This is a genomic window from Corynebacterium glaucum (genome assembly GCF_002287505.1).
Lineage (GTDB): Bacteria > Actinomycetota > Actinomycetes > Mycobacteriales > Mycobacteriaceae > Corynebacterium > Corynebacterium glaucum.
In genome coordinates this window covers 205,813-227,539 of record NZ_CP019688.1, presented here as the reverse complement: position 1 = coordinate 227,539, position 21,727 = coordinate 205,813, and the positions used below count along the sequence as shown (strand labels likewise).

Here is a 21,727-nt window from a genome sequence, read left to right as displayed (position 1 = left end):
GCGCATGACTGCGCCCGACCCGAACGTGACCCAACCCTGGCTGGAGTACTACTCCGAGTGGACAAAACCGCCGCTGACCTACGGCGATCGCACCCTGCCGCAAATGTACGAGGAGAATCTCTCCCGCAATGCGAACAAGCCCGCAACGCGCTTCTTCGGCCGCTCACTGACCTACGCAGAGCTGGACAAAGACATACGCCGCGCGGCAGCCGGCCTGAAGGCCTTCGGCGTTCGCCCGGGCGACCGCGTCACCATCATGCTGCCAAACTGCCCGCAGCACGTGGTCGCCTACTACGCAGTGCACATGCTTGGCGCCGTCGTGGTCGAGCACAACCCGCTCTACACCGCCAACGAGCTGCGCCCGCAGTTCAAGGACCACGCAGCCCGCATCGCCATCGTCTGGGACAAGACGGCAAGCACACTTGAACAGTTGCGCGGGGACACACCGCTGGAAACCCTCGTCAGCGTGAACATGACCAAGGCTATGCCGCGCCTGCAGCAACTCGCTCTGCGCATCCCGTTCGGCAAGCTGCGCGAGGCTCGCGAGGCCCTCACTGGACAGGCACGCAACACCGTTCCGTGGGAGGCGTTGATCAGCACCGCCATTGGCGGCGACGGTGATGACATCGCCGCCCCGGATTCCATCACCCCGGATTCCCCCGCGCTCATCCTCTACACCTCCGGCACGACCGGGGCGCCGAAGGGCGCGGTGCTCACCCACACCAACCTCATCGCGAACCCCGTGCAGGGCGCGGCGTGGGTCAAGGAACTGCAGACCGAGAACCAGCGCATGCTAGCTACCCTGCCGTTCTTCCACGCCTACGGTCTCGCCTTTTCGCTCACCCTGCCCGTACTCATCGGCTCGGAGCTCATCCTGCTTCCGTCGCCGCAAATGGACTTGGTGATGAAGGCGCTGAAGAACGACAACCCGACCTTCGTCCCTGGCGTGCCCACGCTGTTCGAGCGCATCGTCAGCACCGCGAAGGAGCAGAACGTCGACCTGTCGAAGGTGCAGATCGGCTTCTCCGGAGCCTCCTCGCTGCCGGCGAAGGTCATCGAGGACTGGGAGGACCTCACCGGCGGTTACCTCGTCGAGGGCTACGGCCTCACCGAGACTGGCCCGATCCTGATCGGCAACCCGCGCTCCGCGGATCGCCGCCCGGGCTACATCGGCATTCCGTTCCCGGACACCGAGATCCGCATCGTGAACCCCGAGAATCCGGACGAGCTCATGCCCTACGGCGAGGCAGGTGAGATCATCGCCCGCGGCCCGCAGGTCTTCGCCGGCTACCTCAACAACGACGAGGCCACCGAGAAGGCGTTCCACAACGGCTGGTTCCGCACCGGTGACATGGGCGTGATGGAAGAAGACGGCTTTATCAAGCTGGTCAGCCGCATCAAGGAGCTCATCATCACCGGCGGTTTCAACGTCTACCCGGCCGAGGTAGAGGACGTTATGCGCCGCCACCCGGATATCACCGAAGTCGCAGTCGTTGGCCGGCCCCGCGAGGACGGTTCCGAAGACGTCGTTGCCTGCGTCGTGCTCGAGGACGGTGCCGCCCTCGACCCAGACGGTCTCAAGGAATTCGCTCGCGAGAATCTCACTCGCTACAAGGTCCCGCGCACCTTCTACCACTTCGAGGAGCTCAACCGCGACCAGATGGGCAAGGTCCGCCGCCGCGAGGTCCGCGACTCCCTCCTCGCTCGCCTCGCCGAGCACTAAGCTTGAAGCATGATGCGCACGCAATTGAGCCCTGAATCCCGCGCCTCGAGGGAGCTCGTTCGTGCGCACCGCAGCGAGCTTGAGAAGCTTCTAGAGAAGTACCAAGCGCAGAATCCAAAGTTCTGCGGCTCCGTTGCGCGGGGGACCGCTGACAGCGAATCGGACATCGACATCATCGTGCAGATGGATCCTTCGCTAGGCAACGTATTGATGCGCGCTTCGGGACTCATGGAGGAGACTCGCAAACTACTGGGCCGCGACGATATTGACATTTTTCCGGAGCAGCTGCTCAAGCCCGAAGTAGCTCGATCCGTCCAGGAAGATGCGGTGGACGTGTGAGTAGGGATACGCCGAGTAGGGTGCGGGACGCGCTGGACGCGATTGAGAAGTGCTGTAACTATTCTCAGCTGGCGAAAACCGACCCAAGGCTCACTGCTATGGCAGAGGATGCCATCGAACGTAACCTTCAAGTACTTGGGGAGTCCTTAAACCATTTGCCAACGGAAGTTACTGATCAGTTCCCAGAAGTACCGTGGGCTCAGATTAGAGGCTTCCGAAACTTGTTGGTCCACCAGTACTTCATCATCGATACCTCAATCATCGAGGACATCGTTGCCAACCATTTGCCCCTATTAGAGGACGCGCTACGGCAGGTTGTTCAGCCCTAAAGCCACCCACACCGGCTCGGGGTGCAGCTCAACACCAAATTGCTTATCGACGCCCTCTTGGACCCGCCTCGCCAGAGCCACAATGTCGTCGGCGGTGGCGTGTCCACGGTTGGTCAGGGCGAGCGTGTGCTTCGTCGATAACCGTGCTGGAGCCTCTTCCCCCGGGAACCCCTTGGGGAAGCCGGCGCGCTCAATGAGCCACGCTGCCGAGAGCTTCTCCATTGCCTCTTTGGTGCCGTCACCGCCGGCAACCGCGAAGCGGGGCATGTTCTCCTCACCGACCTTGGCCTCGATCTCATCGGCCAAAGCGGTAGGCACGACAGGGTTGGTGAAGAACGATCCGGCCGACCAGGTGTCGTGGTCCGCCTCGTCGAGCACCATGCCCTTTGCCCGGCGCGTCTCCAGCACGGACTTGCGGGCCTCCGCCAGCGAGACCTGCTCGCCGCCAAGGTGGCGCAGTGGGATGGACAGCTCGGTCGGCGTGAGCTGAAGCTCGATTTCGAGCACGACGGCGCGGGAGGTGAACTTCAGGTTGGAGTAGCGGTACGCCAGATCCAGCGCAGAGGCGGGTACCCACTCGTCGGCGCCAGTCTCGCGGTTGTACAGGCGCACGCGGGTGAGCACGTCCGAGATCTCGGAGCCGTAGGCGCCCACGTTCTGGACTGGGGTGGCACCGGCCGAACCGGGGATGCCTGAAAGCGCCTCGATGCCACCAAGCCCGTGCTCGATGGCGAACACCACAACATCGTCCCAGGTGGTGCCTGCCGAGGCGCGCAACAGGCCGTCGACAAGCGAAATGCCCTCATTGCGCACAAGCACTGCCGTGAGGTCGAGGGGACCGTCTGCAACCACCAAGTTCGACCCTCCGCCGACGACGAGGAGCGGCTGGCGATCGGCGTCGAGCTGCGCGACGGTTGCGGCGAGTTCTGCAGCTGTGGTGCAGCTGACGGTCTCGCGCGGGGTACCGCCAACGCGCAGCGTGGTCAGGGAGGCGAATGATGAGTCTTGCACCTTCACCAAGGTAGTCTGTTGGGCATGACTGTACGTAGCGAAACCACCGTTACCATCAACCACCCAGCCGAGAAGGTCGCCGAGGCATACGCCTCCGAGGCGTACTGGACCCACATCGCGGAGACCCTCTCCCCCGAGCCCGGCCAGCTGCACGAATTCACTGGCGACACGGCGACCCTGTTCGAGATCCTGCCGAAATCGATCATGCCGGAGGCAGCGCAGGCACTCATTTCGCAGGACTTGAAGCTCAAGCGCGTGGTGAACATCGGCAAGCTTGCCGACGGCTCGGCGACGCACACCTTCACCGGCGACGTGAAGGGCACCCCGGTGGACTTCTCCGGTGAAATCGCGCAGTCCTCCGACGGCGAGACCACTACCCTTACCTACGACAACGAGGTCAAGGTGGACATCCCGTTTATGGGTGCTGCACTGGAGCCGAAGGTGGCCGAGGCGCTTGAGGAGATTGTGTCGAACGAGGCCAAGCTCACCGAGCAGTGGATCTCTGACAACCTCTAGGTAATCGGTGTGCCGCACCACCACAATCTGCGTTCGCAGGCTGGCGCGGGAAGGCCGTACGGCGTAATCACCCGCGGTACGACCGGTTACAACCGCCTGCGGCGCTCAGACCGATGGACCCGCTTTCACCCGCGGGTCATTTCTCTTTTGCGGGGCGTTTCAGCACCGTTGGCTATCGACGTTGGCTACGGCGCCTCCCACACCACCACCGTGGAATGGGCGCGGTGGCTGCGCCAGGTCAACCCGGCTACCGAGGTGGTGGGATTGGAGATTGCCCCAGAGCGCGTACTCGATCCGCGCGACGGAGTGCGGTTCGAGCTTGGCGGGTTCGAGCTAGCCGGATACTCGCCGCATTTGGTGCGCGCGTTCAACGTGCTGCGGCAATACGACGTGGCAGAGGTTGCCGACGCCTGGGAAGCAGTGACGTCGCGGCTGGCGCCAAGGGGGCTCTTTGTTGAGGGCACCTGCGACGAGCTGGGAAGGCGCGCGGCGTGGGTGCTGCTGGATGCAAACGGGCCGCAGACGTTGACGTTGTCGTGGGACCCGCACAACGTGGCAAAGCCCAGCGAGATCGCCGAGCGCCTGCCCAAGGTGCTGATCCACCGTAACGTGCCCGGGGAGCCGATCCACGCGCTCCTGCAGGACGCGGATGCTGCATGGGCCGGAGCCGCCGGATGGGCACCGCACGGGCCGCGGGTGCGCTGGCGCGAGGCGCACGCCGAGTTGGTTCGGCAGGGCTGGCCACTCGAGCCGCAACGGCGCAGGCTGCGCGACAATTCGCTCACGGTGGATTGGGAGGCCGTCGCCCCAGCCGTACACTAGAGCGCATGCAAACCGTTTGGAAGGTCGTTGTCGGCGTGCTCGCCGCCCTGCTCGTGCTCCTGCTTCTCGCTGAGGCGGGTTTGCGAATGTACCTGGCAAATCAGATCACTGCAGGCTTCGCCCAGGACGCAAGTGCCACGGCGGCGGACACTGCGGAGCCGGATGTCTCCTTCGGCGCGCAGCCGGTCACCCTCGGACTGCTGAACGGCCGGCTTCCGCATGTGACGGTGAACGCCCCGTCGACCCTGCTTGTCAACGGCGATCAGATCACCGGCAACCCCGCCGCCACCGTCGACATGGACAACGTGAAAGTCACCGATGGCGAAGCGATCGCAGAGACCTTCACTATGACCACGGAGCTGCCAAACGACTTCCTGCGCGCGATGATCAATCAGGAGATCCAAGGCCAGATTGGCGAAAACCGTTGGCTCAACAACGTCATCACCGTCTCCGAGGTGAGCACCAACCCGGAGGCCGGCACGTTCACCATCGAGTTCACCTCCGGCGCAGCCGGCATCGAGCTGCGTCCGTTGAATGAGAACGGCCAGCTCGCCTTCGAGGCCGCCAGCACGCAGCTATTCGGGTTCACCCTCCCCGACGAGGTCGCCGTCGCGCTGAGCGACGCCATGGCCGAAGGCATGCGCCAAGAAGTGACCGGGTCGCTGCAGGTGCGCGACATGACTGTCTTGCCGGGAGGGCTGCAGGTTGCCATGACCGGCAATAACGTCAACTTCGAGGAATTGCAGCAGGGCGCGCCCGCAACGCAGGCACTGCCCGCCTACCAGCCGCTACCTGCCTACCAGCCGTAGTTGCCGCGCAGAATGTTGTTGATCTGCGGGCGGACATCAAAGAAGTAGATTCCCACCGCCACCGCGGCGAACCAGGCGATGAACGGCAGACGCAGCAGCAGCGCAATAGTCGACACCGCCAGGATCGCCACCCACGCCATCTTCGACTGTCGGCCGGCCGCCTCGAACGCGTCGGGGCGCGTCATTGCAGCCATCACCACGCCGGCGATACCGGCTACCCCGACCGCCAGAAACATCAACCACTGCGCGTACGCAGGGATGCTCGTGATCAGCCTGATCGTTTCCAGCGTGGTGGAATCCATGGGGTTTCTGCCGCCTAGTTCTCGGTCTTCTCGGTGTCAGTCTCGACGATTTCACCGTCGATGATATCGGTCTGCGCCTCAGTACCCGCATTCGGAGTGTCCGCGCCGGAGAACTGAGACTGCACGCGCTCCACCATCTGGTCGAAGCGGGCACGCAGATCGGCGACAACGTTGCCGTCCGCACTGCTATCCAGCTTGTCCAGCTGGTCATTGAAGGACGCGCGGATGTCCGCCACGGTGCTGCTCAGCTTCGCCTTGGAGTCCTCGGTGAACTGCAGGTCGCGCTCGCGCAGGGAGTTGAACACCTTCTCCGCCTCGTTGGTGAAGTTGGTGGCGATGGAACGCACCTCACCCTCGGTGGAGGCAGTGTTCATGGTCTCGCGCGCGCTGTCGGTCGCGGTCTTGAAACGCTCCGGCAGATCCTCGGCGAACTTGCCAATCGCGGCGCCCAGTGCGGAACCGGCAGCGAGCAGCGCGTCGCCGGCCTCGCGCAGGTTCTGGCGGGCCTCCTTCGGCTCGGCCTCGGTGGACTTCGGCGCGTCCACCGCATCCTCGTCGTAGTTGCCGGTCACGTCGTGCTTCGGGGTGTAATCGGACATTGCTGCCTCCTTAAAGTTAAAAGAACAGAAGTTGAGACACAGTGTAAATAACTAAGCCCGCCAGTGCACCGACGATCGTGCCGTTCAAGCGGATGAACTGCAGGTCTTTGCCCACCATGAGTTCGATTTTGTCCGCGGCCTCGTCGCCGTCCCACCGTTGAATGGTTTCGGCGATGATGCCCACGATCTGGTCGGCCCCGTTCTCCGCCGCAAAGAACACGGCCTTCTCCAGGTTTCGCTCGGCGGCCACGCGTACCTCAGGGTCGTCGACAAGCTTGCGGCCCCATTCAGCAATCGAAGCAGTTGCTTTGCGACGGATGGTGGAATCGGCGTCCAACGCGGCGTCGGTAAGCGATTGCGAGAGTTGCTCCCACATGCCTGAAGCTGCGGAGACCACCGCATCCGAGCCCATGATGTCCGCCTTGAGCTCCTCAACCCGTGTGATCATCTCACCGTCGAACTGGAGGTCTTGGGCGAACTTGTTGATGGTGCGGCGGATCGCGACGCGGGCCTCGTGGTTCGGCCTTGTGTCCACTTCGCGCATGAAATCGACGAGCTCGCGGTAGACGCGCTCGCCTACGAGATCCCTGGCGAACTGCGGGGCCCAACGCGGCATCCGCTCATCGATAGCAGTGACGATGCTGTCCTCCATGCCACCGAGCTTCTTGCGAGCCCAGGCGATGATGTCATCGACGATGGGCTCGATCTTGCCGTCGGCGATGAAGCCTTCAAGCATGCGTCCGAGCGGCGGACCCCAGGTCGGTTGCCCTACTCGGTCGATGACTTGAGTGTTGATGAAGGCTTCCGCGTCTTTCGGGTCGATGCCTTCAACCATGCGGACGGTGAACTTGCCTGCCTCTTCGCTCACGCGCGCGGCGTTGTCCGGCTGTGCCAGCCAGCCGCCGAGCCTCGCCGGAATCTCGGCCTGCATGGCCTTTTCTGTGATCGTTTGGGCGTTGAGGAAGTTCTCGCTGACGAACTCGCTCAGCGCATCCGCGACTTGGTCCTTCTTTCGCGGAATGATGGCGGTGTGCGGGATCGGAATACCCATCGGATGGCGAAACAGGGCGGTGACCGCGAACCAGTCCGCGAGACCGCCCACCATGCCGGCCTCTGCGGCTGCGCGCACGTAGCCCACCCACAATGGTGCGGCGCCTTTGGACTGCCACCAGGAGCAGGCGAGGAAGAGGACCGCCATGACACCGAGCAGGCTGGTGACAAAGATCTTATGGTTGCGCAGCGTGACGCGGCGCTCAGCTTCGTTCGCCGGCGTTGGCATGGGGGGTCGGTGAGCCATGAGTCCGATTAAAGCAGGTGGGTCCAACAAGAAAAATCTCCCGGCCGCGCGCGGTGCGAGGCGGGGAGATTAACCGAAGCGGCGGGAAGCTAGTTCACGCGGCCAGTCTGCTTGCGGTAGTTCTTGTAGTCCTTGCGGCCGATGGACAGCAGGATAAATGCGAGCACCAGGGTGATGACCATCTCGGCACCGCCGAGGATCATCAGGATCCGGGACGCATCCTCGGTCTGTGCACCCCAGCCAACAATGTGCGCACCAGCACCCCACACGAGGATGCCAAGGCCGAAGAGCGAGGCCAGGATCAGCCCCATGGAAACCCACGTGGTCTTGCGCGACAGGGAGGAGTGCGGGGCACCCAGGGAAACCGGGTCGTAGCCCTCAATGTAGGAGTCGTGGAGCTGGGTCTGGTAGCCCGGGAACGACTCCGACTGGATATCTGCAACCGCGTTCTGGGAAGCCATGGTGTATTCCTTCAGTTTCCTAGTGTGTCCTGGGATATTTCTCTCTACCGCAAACTATACGCTGCGCCGGGTTACGCGTCGCCGCCGCGGGTGGATGCGCGGAAGCGCTCCGCGTTGACCGCGCCGACGGCGTCGAGCGGGATGCCAGCCGGGCAAACGTCGGCGCACTCGCCGTAGAGCGAGCAGTGGCCGAAGTTGGTTTCCAGCTCGTCGACCATCTTGCGGGCACGGCGTGCGCGCTCCTGCTTGCCCAGCGGCAGCAGCTTGAGGTGCTTGAGCTTGGCGCCGGTGAACAGGTGCGCAGCACCGTTCGGGCAGGCGGCAACGCAGGCGCCGCAGCCGATGCAGGCCGCGTAGTCAAGCGCGAGCTCGGCATCGTGGTGGTTGACGTGCAGGGTGTCAGCGTCCGGCGCGGTACCGGCGTTGACGGAGACGTAGCCGCCCTGCTGCATCACGCGGTCGAGCGCAGAACGGTCAACGGCGAGGTCCTTGATCACCGGGAACGCGCCGGAACGGAACGGCTCGATCTTCAGCGTATCGCCGTCCTTGTAGTTGAACAGGCGCTGCAGGCACGCGGTGGTGTTCTGGCCAGCGCCGTGCGGGCGGCCGTTCACGGTCAGGCCACAGGTGCCGCAGATGCCCTCGCGGCAGTCGTGCGCAAAGGTGAACGGCTCCTTGCCAGCCTCGACGTAGGAGTTGTTGACGTGGTCGAGCAGCTCCAGAATCGACATCTGCTCCACGGCGTCATCGACCTGGACGGTCTCAAAGTGTCCGTCAGTATCGGGTCCGGCCTGACGCCAGATCTCAAGTGTCAGTTTCATTACTTGTAGTTCCTTGCCTGAAGCGGGATCGAATCGAAGTACAGGGGTTCTGCGTGGCGGATGAACTCGCCGTCTCCTGCCGGCTCCCACGCCGACACGAAGCACCAGTTCTCATCGTCGCGCTCTGCCTCACCGTCGTCGGTGAGGTGGTCGGTGCGGTAGTGAGCACCGCACGACTCGTCGCGGTCGAGGCCGTCGACACACATGAGCTCGCCCAGGTTGATGTAGTCGAGCAGTCGGATTGCCGCCTCGAGGGTCTGGTTCATGTCGTTCGGCGAACCCGGGATGTGCAGGTTGGTCCAGAATTCGTTGCGCAGCGCGCGGATCTTCTCGATGCCCTCCTGCAAGCCCTCCGGGGTACGGGCCACACCACAGTGCTCGTAGAGGATCTCGCCGAGCTTCTCGTGGTAGTACTCCGGGCCGTGCGGATCTGGACCGTCGATGCGCATCAAGCGCTCGATCATGTCCTGGGTGCGGGTGACTGCCTCGTGCACCTCCGGCGCCTCAAGCGGGAGCTGCTCCTCGCCGAGGTGGTTCGCCAGGAAGTTCGGGATGGTAAACGGCAGGGTGAACCAGCCGTCCACGGACGCGGACAGCAGCGAGTTCGCACCGAGACGGTTTGCGCCGTGGTAAGTCCAGGAGCACTCACCGGCAGCGAACAGACCGTCGATGGAGGTCATCTCATTGAAGTCGGTCCACAGGCCGCCCATGGTGAAGTGGACGGTCGGTGCAATACGCATCGGCGCCTTGTACGGGTCCTCACCAGTGGAGTCCTCGTACATCTCGAAGAGGTTGGAGTAGCGCTCGCGGATAGTGTCTTCACCGAGGCGCTCGATGGCGTCGGTGAAGTCCAGGTACGCGGAGTTCTTCAGCGGGCCCACGCCGTAGCCGGCGATGAGCTGCTGTGAGATTGCGCGGGAGGCCACGTCGCGGGGCACGAGGTTACCGAACGCCGGGTAGCGACGCTCCAGGAAGTAGTCGCGCTCCTCCTCCGGGATCTGCAGTGGGTCGCGGTCGTCGCCCTTTTCCTTCGGGGTCCAGATGCGGCCGTCGTTACGCAGCGACTCGGACATCAGCGTCGTCTTTGCCTGCCACTTGGCGTTGACCGGCAGGCCGGTCGGGTGGAACTGCACGAAGCACGGCGACGCCAGGTAGGCACCGCGCTCGTAGGCGCGCATCATTGCCGATGCGTTCGAGTTCTTCGCCAAAGTGGTCTTGTGGTACACGTTGCCGTACCCGCCGGTGGCGAGGATGACAGCGTGGCCGGTGAACGGGGTGATCTCACCGGTGATGAGGTTACGGGTGACGATGCCCTTGCAGCGCTTCTTCCCGTCCTCTTCCGTGACAATCAGGTCCATCAGGTCGTTGTGGGTGAAGATCTCAACGTTGCCCAGGTGGATCTGACGCTGCAGTGCCGACGCGGTGGACAGCTGCAGCTGCTGGCCTGTTTGGCCACGAGTGTAGTAGGTACGAGACACCTGGACACCACCGAAGGAACGGGTAGCCAAGGTGCCGCCGTACTCGCGTGCGAAAGGAGCGCCGATGGCGTTCATGTGGTCGATCACGCGCACGGACTCAATTGCCAGACGCCAGCAGTCGGACTCGCGGCAGCGGTAGTCGCCACCCTTCACGGTGTCCTTGGTGTGGCGGTAGGCGCCGTCGTTATCCACCTTCTTGCCGCGGGCGGAGTTGACGCCACCCTGCGCGGCGATGGAGTGCGCACGGCGCGGCGCGTCGTGGTAGGTGAAGGCCTTGACGTTGTAGCCCAGTTCGCCGAGTGCGGCAGCAGCTGCGCCGCCGGAGAGACCGGTGCCCACGACGATGACAGTGAACTTGCGGCGGTTGAGCGGCGACACCAGCTGCATGTGGTCCTTCTGCCACTCCCACATGTCGCGCATGCGAACCTCGTCGCGGTTCGGCTCTGCGCTGGCAAGGATCTCGCCTAGGGTCACGCCGGAAACAGCGGACTCAGGCTGACGGAATTCCGCCTTGACGCCGGCACCCTGGGAAGCGGTAGCTGCCTGCTGCTCAGCGCCGGAGGAACCCGTGTTTGGGTTAATAGAGGTAGTCATAATTTTTCTCCTAGTTCAGCCTTCTACCGGGCGAAGTCCGGCACCCAGCCGAGTGCAATGGCGATAGGCATCACGATGTTGCCAACCACAACGATGAGCGGGAGGACGTATGCGAGCACGATCATAAGGCCGCGGCCGCGCTCACCGAGCCAGCCAAGGTCGGACACTGCAAGGTACACACCGTGGGTCAGGTGCAGGGCGAGAGCGACCATGGCCAGCACGTAGAACAGGGTCACAAACCAACGCTCAGGCGCGAAGGTGTTCAGCAGGTTGTGACGCACCGCGCCGTGGATGAAGTCGTCAGCAGCGACTACCTCGCCGAAGGTCATGTCCAGCAGGTGGAAGATGAGGAACAGCAGCAGGATGACGCCGGTGGCCAGCATCCAGCGGGTGGCGGTGGACTGCCAGCCGCCCATGAGGTTGGTGCGCTTGAACTTGCCGCGCGAGCGCGACGAACGTGCGCGCAGAGCAAAGGCGCCCCAAATGTGCAACGCCAGGCAAGCGAGCAGGATGATGCGCAGGATCCACAGGAAACCTTCGCGCGGGAACAGCGGCTCACCGATCGTGCGCAGGAACTCGCCGTACTCGTCGATCGGCGCCGTGCCGTCGGCGTTGAGCGGCATGAAGATTTTCAGGTTGCCCACCATGTGGCCAAGCACGAACAGGCCGAAAATCAGGCCGGTGATGGCCATGGTGAGCTTGATAGCCCAGGTCGGGAAAGACGGCCGCTCGCGCAGCGCCTCTTCAGTGATTTTTCCGTGACGAATGGATTCACGGTTAGCGTTTTGAACAGTCATGGCACCTCCAGTGTCGCTCTTACTCTAAGGAAGCGATCCGCTCTACACCTACTTTCTCGAGGTCGTTACAACCGCGTCTTCAGGCCCGCTTCGCTACGCCGGTGAACAGATAGGCAACTCTCAGCCGGTTGTTAGGGCATTTCGCAAATTGGCCCCCGCGGTGTGATCTTGAACACCCTGTGGGAAGCTGACCCCAATCTGTGTCATCCTTTCGGTGGTAAGTAGGCCCTAACCAGGCAAAGACGATGTCGGCGATTTCTCTGTATCGTGGGACGCATGGCTATCACCAAAGAAACGCAGAACTCCGCAACCCGTCAGATCGATGCTCCTGCAAAGGAGATCTTCGACATCCTTTCCAACCCGCAGCGCCACAACGAGACCGATGATTCCGGCATGGTCGTCTCGACGGATCACGGCGAGCGCATTAAGGCCGTCGGCGACACCTTCACCATGAACATGACGAAGGAAGACGGCGATTACCAGACCAACAACGAGGTCTTTGCATTCCAGGAAGACCGTGTCATCGGTTGGAAGAACACCGAGAACACCACCGCAGACGTGAAGGTCGGCGCCAAGTGGCTCTACGAGCTCGAGCCGATCGACGCAGACAACACCACCGTCAAGCTCACATACCAGCGCGATGAGCTCGAGGAGAACCTGCTCGGCATGACCGAAAAGTTCGACGATGACTTCCTCGCCAAGTCGCTGGACAAGCTCGCCGAGGCAGTTTCGGGGAGCTAATTCGCTTTACGACGATTGCGTCGTACTCGGCCGGCCTTCGGGCCGGTTTCTTAGGTTGAGTAGCAGGATGTGTGTCTGATCATCACGGTCCGAGTTGCTCCGCCCCGTCAAGTTCGGGCTTGAAGATCCCAACTGGCGACTGTGATCGAAAGGAAGTACCCGTGCGAATCGCTGCGACAACGCCCCAGGGACACGTCGGCAAGCATGTGACCACAATGTTAATCAGGGCAGGTCTCCGTCCGGTGTTGTTAGCTCGCAACCCAGAGAAGATTCCCTCCAATATTGCTCAGTTTTCTGAGGTTCGCCAGGCCGATTCCCTTGATGTTCAGCAGGTCGCTGCGGCTACTAAGGACGTGGACTCGATTTACTGGGTGAACCCGAGTCCGGTTTCGGCTGATCCCCTAGGTGAACATGCTAAAGCTGCAGAAGCCTTAGTGAATGCTGTTGCAACCAACCGCATTGGCCGGGAGGTCTTCCAGAGCAGTGTCGGAGCGGAAAAACGTAAAGGCGTCGGAGAGATCGATGGTTTAGCGCATACCGAAGTAGTTCTCGGCAGTCTAGATACTGACGTGACTATCTTACGTTGTGGATACTTCTTTACGAATCTTCTACTGGACGTTGAATCGGTCCGCGCTGGACTACTATCCACGATTATGCCGCTTGATCAGGCACATCCGTGGGTGGCTCCGCGGCACATTGCAGAGGTTGCCGTCCATACCCTGCTGAACCCGGATTGGCATGGCCATAGAGTGCAGGCGGTCCATGGCCCTGAAGACATGTCGTGGAACGATGTGGCGAGCATTGTTTCGGAAGGTGTGGGGCATGAAGTGTCAGTGCAGCGCATTAGTGATAGCGAGATGCGCCAGCGGCTGTTCTCGGTAGGTATGCCGGAACAAATGGTTGATGCTGTGATGGGTATGAGTATTGGAGTACGTGATGAGTTTCAGCCTGAGCAACCAAGAACCATCGTGACATCCACTCCGACAAGGCTGTCGGGGTGGGTTAGGGACGAGCTGGTGCCAATCCTCTAGCATTCCTCTTGACGTGCGCACTGTTCGACGAGTCCATCCACTCGGCTCTTTCTAGCTGGCGGCCTCTAGGACCGCAGATTCGAACCGTTCTTGCTCATCACCATCGCTAACACCGGTAACACGTCGACCTGTGGCTTTAAACCGGCTTTTTTCATGCCTCATCCATTGAAAAACCGCCCCAAGCCAATCGGCTTGAAGCGGTTGTTCGAGAAACCCGTGGGTTACAGGTTGATCATGTGGCCTTCGACGCCGTGCGCGATCTCCTTGAGCACCTCGGACAGGGTCGGGTGGATGTGGATCGAGCGTGCGATCTCACCAGCGGTGAGGTCGAAGCGCTGTGCGAGCACGACCTCCGGCAGGAGCTCGGACACGTTGGCACCGACGAGGTGGCAGCCGAGGATCTCACCGAACTCGGCGTCGGCAATGAGCTTGCCGAAGCCCGCAGTTTCGTTGAGGCCGACAGCCTTACCGTTCGCCGTGAACGGGAAGGTGGCAACCTTGATGTCGCGATCCGGCCACTTCTCCTTGGCCTGCTCCTCGGTGTAGCCCATGGAGGCAACCTGCGGGTTACAGAAGGTGGCGCGCGGGGTCATCATGTAGTCCTCGATCTCGAGGGTTTCAGCATCCGCGATGGTCTCCGCGGCAATGATGCCCTGTGCCTCAGCCACGTGCGCGAGCTGCAGCTTCGCGGTCACGTCGCCGATGGCGTAGATATGGTCGACGTTGGTGCGCATGCGGTCATCGATCGCGATGGCGCCCCGGTCGGTGAGCTCCACACCGGTGTTCTCTAGGCCATAGCCCTCGACGCGCGGGGCGAAACCGACGGAGATCATGACACGGTCGACAGTGAGGGTCTGGGTGTCGCCGGAGTCGTTCTTTTTTACGTCGACTTCCACCGAGTCCCCGTTGTCGCGCACCGCGGTAGTGGCGTGGCCGGTGAGCAGCTTCACGCCGAGCTTCTTGTAGCGCTTCGCAATCTCCTTGGACACATCTGCATCCTCGTTCGGCAGGACGCGGTCCATGTACTCCACCACGGTGACGTCAACGCCGTAGTTCGACAGCACGTAGGCGAACTCCATGCCGATCGCACCCGCGCCGACGATGACCATCTTTTCCGGCGCCTCTGGGTTGAGGATCTGCTCTTCGTAAGACACAACGTTGTCGGACAGCTCAATGCCCGGCAGGGTACGCACCACAGAACCGGTTGCGATGATGCAGTCGTCGAAAGTGACGGTCATGCCCTTGTCGTCGCCGTCAGTAATCTCAATGGTCTTAGCGTCCTTGAACTCGCCCAGGCCGTTGATCTCCTGGATCTTGTTCTTCTTCATCAGGTAGTGGACGCCACCGACGATCTTCTCGGAGACTTTGCGGGAACGCTTGTGGGCATCCGTGAAGTCGAACTCCACATCGCCCTTAATGCCGAAGGTCTTTGCCTCGTGGTTGAAGATCTCGGCCACTTCAGCATTTTTAATCAGCGACTTGGAGGGAATACAGCCCACGTTAAGGCAGACACCGCCCCAGTACTTCTTCTCAATCACGGCAACCTTCTTGCCGAGCTGAGCTGCGCGGATTGCGGCGACATAACCACCCGGGCCAGCGCCGAGGACAACAACTTCAAAATGTTCTTTACTCACGCCCCATAGGATACGTGCGTCCCGTCGTTTAGGTGCAGGCAATTAGGTACGGAATAGATTTCTAGACCATCTGGCATTATGTACGCCATGAAGATCACGCGCCCAGCCCTAATCACCGCGACCGCACTGACAGTGGCCGCAGCTGCGATACCGTTCGGTGCCCAGGCTGACGAGTCAACGACCACTGCCGCAACCGCCTCCGCGATAGCTTCTGCTACTCCCTCTGCGGCGAAAACCGCAGCGACGACGACGGTGACACAGACGGTTGAGGTCGCGGCGACTCCCGAGGTTGCCCCGGAGGTCGACGCGATTGGTTCCATCCCGGACGGTGATCAGGCGGGGTTGCCCAAGGTGATCGACACTGCGCTGCGGCCTGAAGCCTCCGGTCCTGAGCTGCAAAATATGCCGGGGGCAAACGCCCCGAAAGCAGATCGGGCCTCGACCCCGCAGAACGTGAAGCCGCTCACCGAGGCGCCGAAAATGTACGGCCAAACAAAAGACGGCAAAAAGCGCGACCAGGGTTGGTACGAATGGATCACCAAGCTTCCCGGCGGTGAGGCGGTGTCGGTGTACTCCGAATCGATGGGCCGCGACATCCCCGTTGCGCTCATCCGCGCGACAGATGCCAACGGCAACCCGATTGCCAATGCACCGACGTATTACTTGCTTAACGGCGCAGGTGGCGGCGAGCAGAACGCTGACTGGATCTACAGCGCTTTTGCCAACGTGCGCGACACCCTGGCCAACGAGCCGGTCAACGTCGTGGTGCCGATGGAGGGAGCGTTCTCGTATTACGTGGATTGGCTGACTGTCCCGGAGGAGAACGACTACTTCAAGGGCCCACAGATGTGGTCGACCTTCCTCGGTACGGAGTTGCCGAACTCGATCGAGCCCTACATGCAGGCAAACGACAAGCGCGCCGTGTCCGGATTTTCTATGTCTGCGACATCGTCGCTGCTGGTTGCTGAGCACAACCCGGGCCGCTACGCCGCTGTCGGTTCCTTCTCCGGCTGCGCCGCAACCTCGACCGCGCTGCCGTCGTTCTTCGTGGGTCTAACGGTGAATCGTGGCGCCCAAGGCACGCAATCGGTTACCCCGGAGAACTTGTGGGGCCCGCGCGGGTCGGAGTACAACCGCTACAACGATGCTCTGGTGATGGCGGACAACTTGAGGGACACCGGTATCAAGGTCTACCTGTCTTCCGGTACGGGCCTGCCTGCCGAGACCGATATGTTCGGCTACCTGCACAACGAGCGGAAACTGAAGCCGCTCGCGGCAGCCCAGAACTCTTCCACCTTGAAGGTCGAGGGCGGCGCGATCGAGGCAGCGATGAACGCCTGCACGCACGACCTCAACACCAAGCTGACCGCGATGGGTGTGGACGTATCGTTCAATAAGCGGCCGACGGGTACGCACTCGTGGTCGCTGTGGCGAGACGATCTCGCTGTTTCTTGGGATCAGGTAATTAAGCCGGCACTAGGCCTGTAGCTCAGAGCTCAAAATCAGAGCTCAAACTTTAAAACAGTCCGAGCCCGTAGGAGATGGTGGACGAGGTGGACGAGCCGAGGTGGATGAGCTGGCCGAGGACTTCGTTGACCTGAAGCTGAATCTGTTCGATTGGGTTCATGCGCATCATTGTTACACATGTGGCGCAAGTTGACCGTAAGATAGCCGATCATGAGTATGAAGCGCACCGTCCGAGCCATTCTCGCCACCGCCGCCACCATCGCCTTGGGCGCCGCCCCAGTCGCCAATGTTGCTAACGCTGCGAACGTGACCCCGGCGCAGGTCGCCGGCAACACCCCGGTTGGCACGGTCAAGCCGTGGGACGCGCCGAGCTCCCCACCCACCTACGTGCGCACGGGTGGACCGCAGGAGTGGGTGCAGCAGGTCGACCACAAAAATGTGCTGTCCTACCTGGTTCACTCGCCGTCGATGAACCGCGACATCCCGATCGCAGTCGTGCCCGCGACCGATGGCAACGGCAACCGAGTGTCCAACGCTCCAACCATCTACCTGCTCAACGGCGCGGGCGGCGCCGAGCAAAACCAGGACTGGCTGAAGATGGCCCCGGTGCGCGACTTCTTCGCCGGCAAGGGCGTGAACGTTGTTATCCCGCAGGCTGGTGCGTTCTCGTACTACACCGACTGGCTCGATGACTCGCTGAATACTCCGTACCTGAAGGGCCCGCAGAAGTGGGAGACCTTCCTGACCAAGGAGCTCCCGGGCCCGATCGAGCGCACGCTCGGCGCGGACAACCGCCGCGCGATCGTCGGGTTCTCCATGTCCGGCACCTCTTCGATGGTGCTCCCGGCACACAACCCGGGCTTTTATGACGCAGCGGCGTCCTTCTCGGGCTGCCCGGCAACCAGCTCGCCGCACGCATACACGTACGCCCGCCTGACGGTGAACCGCGGCGGCAACCCCACGTTCCAGGACGTCACGCCGGAGCGCATGTGGGGCCCGATGGGCGGCGAGTACAACCGCTACAACGACGCGCTGATCAACGCCGAGCAGCTGCGCGGCACCGCGCTGTACTTCTCGTCTGCGACCGGCCTCGCAGGTCGCTCGGACCAGGTGAGCTACCTCGTGGGCAAGGGCTTGCCGGAGGTGGTCGCGCCGATCGGCGCAGCTCAGCTGCAGGTTGAAGGCGGCATCATCGAGGCGGCCATCAACCAGTGCAACCACGACATGCGCGTCAAGCTCGACTCGCTTGGCATCCCGGCCCACTACGAGTTCCGCAACGCCGGCACCCACTCGTGGCCGTACTGGCTCGAGGACATGGAGCGCTCCTGGTACACCACCATCGGCCCCGCGTTCGGCCTGTGAGGGAAATAGCTCCCTCGCTTCTCGACGGGATCTTGGATCCCGCAGCCCTAGCCTGGGCCGCAGAGTGGTCGGATGCTACAGAACACGCGTATGCAGCCCCCGAGCTGCGTGCCCGCATCCGCGAAGCACTCGACACGGATGACCGCATCGCCTACGTTTCCCGGCGCGGCGAGCACCTGTACAACTTCTGGCGCGATGCCGCGCACCCCCGCGGCCTGTGGCGCCGCACAACGCTGAATTCCTACCTCGGCGGTTCTCCTGAGTGGGACGTTCTCCTGGACGTCGACAAGCTTGCCCTCGATGAGGACGAGGACTGGGTGTGGAAGGGGGCGACCGTGCGACCCCTGGCATACGACCGTGCGCTGGTGCGGCTTTCCCGCAGCGGTGCGGATGCGGTGGCGGTGCGCGAGTTCGACCTCGCAACCCGCAATTTCATCGACGTGGCCGACGGCGGCTTTGTCATCCCCGAGGCGAAAACCGACGTGAGCTGGGTCGACCTGGACACGTTGCTCGTCGGTACCGATACCGGCGAAGGCTCGCTCACCGACTCCGGCTACCCCGCCCAGGTCCAGCGCTGGACGCGCGCGGGCGAGCGCGAAGAGGTCTTCCGCGGCGAGCGCTCCGATGTGGCGGTCGGCGCGGGCGTGGACCACACGCCGGGTTTTGAGCGCACCATCTTCTCTCGCGCGCTTGACTTCTACAACGCGCGTGTGTGGGTCGACGGCGTTGAACTTGACCTGCCCACCGACTGCACCCCGTATCTCCACCGCGAGTGGCTGTTCGTGCTGCCGCGCACCCAGTTCTCCGGCGTCGGCGCAGGGCAGCTCGGCGTGATGAAACTGGCTGATTTCCTAGCTGGGTCTCGCGAGTTTCGCGTGCTGGTGGATGACGCGACCGTCGAAAATCTGAGCTTCACCCGAAACTTCCTGCTGGTGACCACCCTCAAAGACGTGGCTACGCACATCACCCGCATCGAGCTCGGCGCATGGGAGGGCCGTGAGCTGCTCGACGGTTCCTCGACCGCCCACGTCGTCGCCACCAGCCCCCTCGACGGCGACGAGGCATGGATCTCAGAGTCCAGCTTCACCTCGCCCAGCACACTGTTGCTTGCCGACGGCCAGACCGTGGAGCCCGTCCGACGCGCTCCGGCATTCTTCGACGCGGCTGGGCTGGAGACGCGCCAACACTGGGCGACCTCGGCGGACGGCACGCGGATCCCGTACTTCATCACCGGGGACTTCTCCCGGGGGCCGCGCCCGACGTTGGTCCACGGATACGGCGGCTTCGAGGTGTCGCTCACTCCGTCTTTTTCCAACGTGCGCGGCATTGGGTGGCTGGAAAAGGGCCACTTTTTCGTGCAGGCGAATTTGCGCGGCGGCGGCGAGTTCGGTCCCGAGTGGCATTCACAGGTGGTGAAGACCAACCGCCACAAGGTGTGGGAGGACCACCGCGCGGTGCTGGAGGATGTCGCGGCGCGGGGGTACGCGGAGCCGTCGCAAATCGGCGTTCGGGGTGGGTCGAACGGCGGCCTGCTTACCGCCGGCGCGCTGGTGCAATACCCGGAGCTGTTCGGGGCTGCGGTGGTTCAGGTGCCGCTGACAGACATGCTGCGCTACCACACGCTTTCCGCGGGCGCGTCCTGGATGGCGGAGTACGGCGACCCCGACGACCCGGTTGAGCGCGCCGCGATTGAGCGCTGGTCGCCGCTGCACAACGTGCGTTCGCGCAGCGAGGTGGCCTATCCCCCGGCCTTGGTGACCACCTCGACCCGCGACGACCGCGTGCACCCGGCGCACGCCCGCACGTTCGCGCAGGCGCTAGACCAGGCTGGCCAACCCGTCGATTATTTCGAAAACACCGCTGGCGGCCACGCGGGCGCCGCGGACAATGATCAGATCGCGCGGGTGGAGTCGATGGTCTTCAATTGGCTTGAGGTGCATTTGGTGCATTAACGCAGCTCACAGACTTGTCGGGTGCGTGTTATAGAGTGCTGGCCAAAGCGCTAGTCGAACACTTTCGAACAGGCCGGGAGGGCACATGCACACACAATTTTTCCTCACCGAGGACACCGATGATCCGCTCGCCGCTGGCGCGCGCACGATCATCGCGGGTGAATACGCGATCTTTTCGCGGTTTGCGCGGGAGGATTTGGTGTCCTTCGATTTCGACGAGACCGTGCGAACCTACATGGCCGCCACAGGCAAGACGAAGCGGGTTGTTGAGCACGCGATCTTCGCCTACAACCGGCTCTACTCGCTGCCGAGGCTGCGGGCGTTGCAGGACGAGCGTCGCCTCCTCGATCTGCCCCGCCTGAGCGCTGCCGATGACGCGCTGAACCGTCTCGGCCCGGATCCAGACCCAGCGATACTGGCGGCAGTCGACGAGCTGCTTGTGGGCATCTTCACCCCGAAGCGAGCTCGGCAGCAGTTGCCTGGCCCAGCAACGGTGTCCCAACGGGTGAACGCACTCCTGGGGCAGATGAATCCGGCTACCGACTGCAACACGAAGAGGCGCAAAGAGCGGGAAGACAAGAAAGCGCAGCGACCGGAGGAGACCACCTCGCTCGAGTTCTACGAGGTGACGGAGGACGGCCAAGAACGCGCGGGGGTGCAGATCGACACCGACCAGGCTGTGATGACCTCGTTCAAACTGCGGATCGCTCTCATGGCAAAAGAGGCGGGGATCTCACTAGCAGAAGCCGTAGAGGAGGTGTTGACCGGAACCGTCCCAGCATCGAAGGTGGTGCTGTACGGCTACACGCCGCTCAACCACGACGGACAGCGCGACCCCGGCGCGCCAATCTATCTCCAGGGCGAAGGCTGGCTTGGTGGGGACGCGGTCGCGACCATCGAGGAGTGGATGGAGCACACCCCCACTCAGATCGTCGACTTGAATGAAGTGCGCGAGCGCGTCGGTGGCGGCTACGCGCCCACGGAGGCGATGCGTGCCTTCGCGGTCGCTCGCGATGGAGTCTGCATCTTTCCTGGTTGCAACGTTCCTGCACAGCGGTGTCAGCTAGATCACCGCATCCCCTTCGAAGATGGCGGCGCGACAACGCCGGATAACCTTTTCAGCCTCTGCCAGCACCACCACAACGAGAAGACGGACCGCCGCGCGTTCTACATCCCCGACCCCGTCTCCGGCGACATCATCTGGCTGTTCGCTGACGGCACCTACCAGGTCACTGAACCGAGCAGCTTATTCACACAACAGATCACCCCGGTTGCGCCGAGGTGGGCGGAAACGATGGGTGCACGCAAGCGTCGTAAAGCGAAAAATGCCCAGTTTTTTGCCACTGGCCACCGGATCCTCGATGACTACCTGGTCCACCGCAACGCCGCACGCTGCGCGCAGGAGATTGCGGAGTTGGAGGCGGCGTTCAAGATGACGTTCGAGTTCCCGATGGACAAGCTGCCGGAGGAGCTCTTCCCCGACGGGCTTGATGGTGCGTTGGCGAAGCGGCCGGTCGAGCGCCTCGGGGATCTGCAGAAGCCGTGCGAAGAGAACCCAACAGTAGAATTCGTTGCGTTATGACGAATGTTGCGCAACCGCATCCCAGCGACCCCGGGCTGCCAGAGAACGCCATCGCCGGCT

General features: G+C 62.6%; 21 protein-coding genes. 12 read left to right on the top strand and 9 right to left on the bottom strand.

Annotated features, from left to right (window positions below):
• Positions 1-4: 4 nt before the first annotated feature.
• From CGLAU_RS01110 to CGLAU_RS01100, 3 genes are read left to right on the top strand one after another with little or no spacing between them, the layout of a single operon-like run.
• A complete protein-coding gene (locus CGLAU_RS01110; RefSeq protein WP_095659101.1) occupies positions 5-1,723 on the top strand; it encodes a long-chain-fatty-acid--CoA ligase in 1,719 nt (572 codons plus the stop codon).
• Positions 1,724-1,732: 9 nt separating this feature from the next.
• The gene (locus tag CGLAU_RS01105; protein ID WP_095659100.1) at positions 1,733-2,062 is read left to right on the top strand and encodes a nucleotidyltransferase family protein; all 330 of its coding nucleotides are present in this window, start codon (positions 1,733-1,735) and stop codon (positions 2,060-2,062) included.
• Positions 2,059-2,391, top strand: coding sequence for a HepT-like ribonuclease domain-containing protein (locus tag CGLAU_RS01100; protein WP_095659099.1), 333 nt, complete (start codon positions 2,059-2,061; stop codon positions 2,389-2,391). The genes CGLAU_RS01105 and CGLAU_RS01100 overlap by 4 nt, the downstream gene beginning before the upstream one ends.
• Here CGLAU_RS01100 and CGLAU_RS01095 read toward each other — a convergent pair.
• Complete coding sequence (locus CGLAU_RS01095) at positions 2,368-3,411, bottom strand: UDP-N-acetylmuramate dehydrogenase (RefSeq protein WP_095659098.1); 1,044 nt, start codon at positions 3,409-3,411, stop codon at positions 2,368-2,370. The two genes, CGLAU_RS01100 and CGLAU_RS01095, sit on opposite strands and share 24 nt — an antisense overlap.
• Before the next feature lie 15 nt (positions 3,412-3,426).
• Between CGLAU_RS01095 and CGLAU_RS01090 the strand changes: the two genes are divergently transcribed.
• The 3 genes from CGLAU_RS01090 to CGLAU_RS01080 are packed head-to-tail and all read left to right on the top strand — an operon-like array spanning position 3,427 to position 5,549.
• Positions 3,427-3,918, top strand: a complete 492-nt coding sequence (locus tag CGLAU_RS01090; protein WP_095659097.1) for a DUF2505 domain-containing protein — start codon at positions 3,427-3,429, stop codon at positions 3,916-3,918.
• Between the two features lie 9 nt (positions 3,919-3,927).
• Positions 3,928-4,740: an SAM-dependent methyltransferase gene (locus tag CGLAU_RS01085; RefSeq protein ID WP_095659096.1), complete on the top strand. Its 813-nt coding sequence runs from the start codon at positions 3,928-3,930 to the stop codon at positions 4,738-4,740.
• Positions 4,741-4,745: 5 nt separating this feature from the next.
• Positions 4,746-5,549 (top strand): LmeA family phospholipid-binding protein, encoded by an 804-nt coding sequence (locus CGLAU_RS01080; protein ID WP_095659095.1) that lies wholly within the window; start codon positions 4,746-4,748, stop codon positions 5,547-5,549.
• Here CGLAU_RS01080 and CGLAU_RS01075 read toward each other — a convergent pair.
• The 7 genes from CGLAU_RS01075 to CGLAU_RS01045 form a co-directional block, all read right to left on the bottom strand.
• Positions 5,537-5,851 carry a DUF2516 family protein gene (locus CGLAU_RS01075; protein ID WP_095659094.1) on the bottom strand — a complete coding sequence of 105 codons (315 nt, stop codon included), beginning with the start codon at positions 5,849-5,851 and terminating at the stop codon, positions 5,537-5,539. The two genes, CGLAU_RS01080 and CGLAU_RS01075, sit on opposite strands and share 13 nt — an antisense overlap.
• 14 nt (positions 5,852-5,865) lie before the next feature.
• Positions 5,866-6,450 (bottom strand): CGLAU_01105 family protein, encoded by a 585-nt coding sequence (locus tag CGLAU_RS01070; RefSeq protein ID WP_095659093.1) that lies wholly within the window; start codon positions 6,448-6,450, stop codon positions 5,866-5,868.
• Positions 6,451-6,466: 16 nt separating this feature from the next.
• A complete protein-coding gene (locus tag CGLAU_RS01065) occupies positions 6,467-7,747 on the bottom strand; it encodes a DUF445 domain-containing protein (RefSeq protein ID WP_095659092.1) in 1,281 nt (426 codons plus the stop codon).
• 89 nt (positions 7,748-7,836) lie between these two features.
• Positions 7,837-8,208, bottom strand: coding sequence for a hypothetical protein (locus tag CGLAU_RS01060; RefSeq protein ID WP_095659091.1), 372 nt, complete (start codon positions 8,206-8,208; stop codon positions 7,837-7,839).
• Between the two features lie 71 nt (positions 8,209-8,279).
• Positions 8,280-9,029, bottom strand: a complete 750-nt coding sequence (locus CGLAU_RS01055) for a succinate dehydrogenase/fumarate reductase iron-sulfur subunit (protein ID WP_095659090.1) — start codon at positions 9,027-9,029, stop codon at positions 8,280-8,282.
• Positions 9,029-11,101 (bottom strand): fumarate reductase/succinate dehydrogenase flavoprotein subunit, encoded by a 2,073-nt coding sequence (locus CGLAU_RS01050; RefSeq protein WP_095659089.1) that lies wholly within the window; start codon positions 11,099-11,101, stop codon positions 9,029-9,031. The genes CGLAU_RS01055 and CGLAU_RS01050 overlap by 1 nt, the downstream gene beginning before the upstream one ends.
• A gap of 23 nt (positions 11,102-11,124) precedes the next feature.
• On the bottom strand, positions 11,125-11,898 hold the full coding sequence (locus CGLAU_RS01045; protein ID WP_095659088.1) for a succinate dehydrogenase cytochrome b subunit: 774 nt from the start codon (positions 11,896-11,898) through the stop codon (positions 11,125-11,127).
• Positions 11,899-12,174: 276 nt separating this feature from the next.
• Between CGLAU_RS01045 and CGLAU_RS01040 the strand changes: the two genes are divergently transcribed.
• Both CGLAU_RS01040 and CGLAU_RS01035 read left to right on the top strand, forming a co-directional pair.
• Positions 12,175-12,639, top strand: coding sequence for an SRPBCC family protein (locus tag CGLAU_RS01040; RefSeq protein ID WP_095659087.1), 465 nt, complete (start codon positions 12,175-12,177; stop codon positions 12,637-12,639).
• A gap of 161 nt (positions 12,640-12,800) precedes the next feature.
• The gene (locus tag CGLAU_RS01035) at positions 12,801-13,670 is read left to right on the top strand and encodes an NAD(P)H-binding protein (protein ID WP_095659086.1); all 870 of its coding nucleotides are present in this window, start codon (positions 12,801-12,803) and stop codon (positions 13,668-13,670) included.
• 221 nt (positions 13,671-13,891) lie between these two features.
• Here CGLAU_RS01035 and lpdA read toward each other — a convergent pair whose 3' ends face one another.
• On the bottom strand, positions 13,892-15,304 hold the full coding sequence (gene lpdA, locus CGLAU_RS01030; RefSeq protein ID WP_198304963.1) for a dihydrolipoyl dehydrogenase: 1,413 nt from the start codon (positions 15,302-15,304) through the stop codon (positions 13,892-13,894).
• Between the two features lie 87 nt (positions 15,305-15,391).
• Between lpdA and CGLAU_RS01025 the strand changes: the two genes are divergently transcribed.
• The 4 genes from CGLAU_RS01025 (at position 15,392) to CGLAU_RS01010 (ending at position 21,667) form a co-directional block, all read left to right on the top strand.
• The gene (locus tag CGLAU_RS01025; RefSeq protein WP_232507140.1) at positions 15,392-16,792 is read left to right on the top strand and encodes an alpha/beta hydrolase; all 1,401 of its coding nucleotides are present in this window, start codon (positions 15,392-15,394) and stop codon (positions 16,790-16,792) included.
• Positions 16,793-16,981: 189 nt separating this feature from the next.
• Positions 16,982-18,133: an alpha/beta hydrolase gene (locus CGLAU_RS01020; protein WP_198304962.1), complete on the top strand. Its 1,152-nt coding sequence runs from the start codon at positions 16,982-16,984 to the stop codon at positions 18,131-18,133.
• Positions 18,130-20,085, top strand: a complete 1,956-nt coding sequence (locus tag CGLAU_RS01015; protein WP_095659084.1) for a prolyl oligopeptidase family serine peptidase — start codon at positions 18,130-18,132, stop codon at positions 20,083-20,085. Before CGLAU_RS01020 ends, CGLAU_RS01015 begins: the two co-directional genes overlap by 4 nt.
• 85 nt (positions 20,086-20,170) lie before the next feature.
• Entirely contained in the window at positions 20,171-21,667 is a 1,497-nt protein-coding gene (locus CGLAU_RS01010) for an HNH endonuclease signature motif containing protein (RefSeq protein ID WP_095659083.1), read from the top strand.
• Positions 21,668-21,727 lie beyond the last annotated feature (60 nt).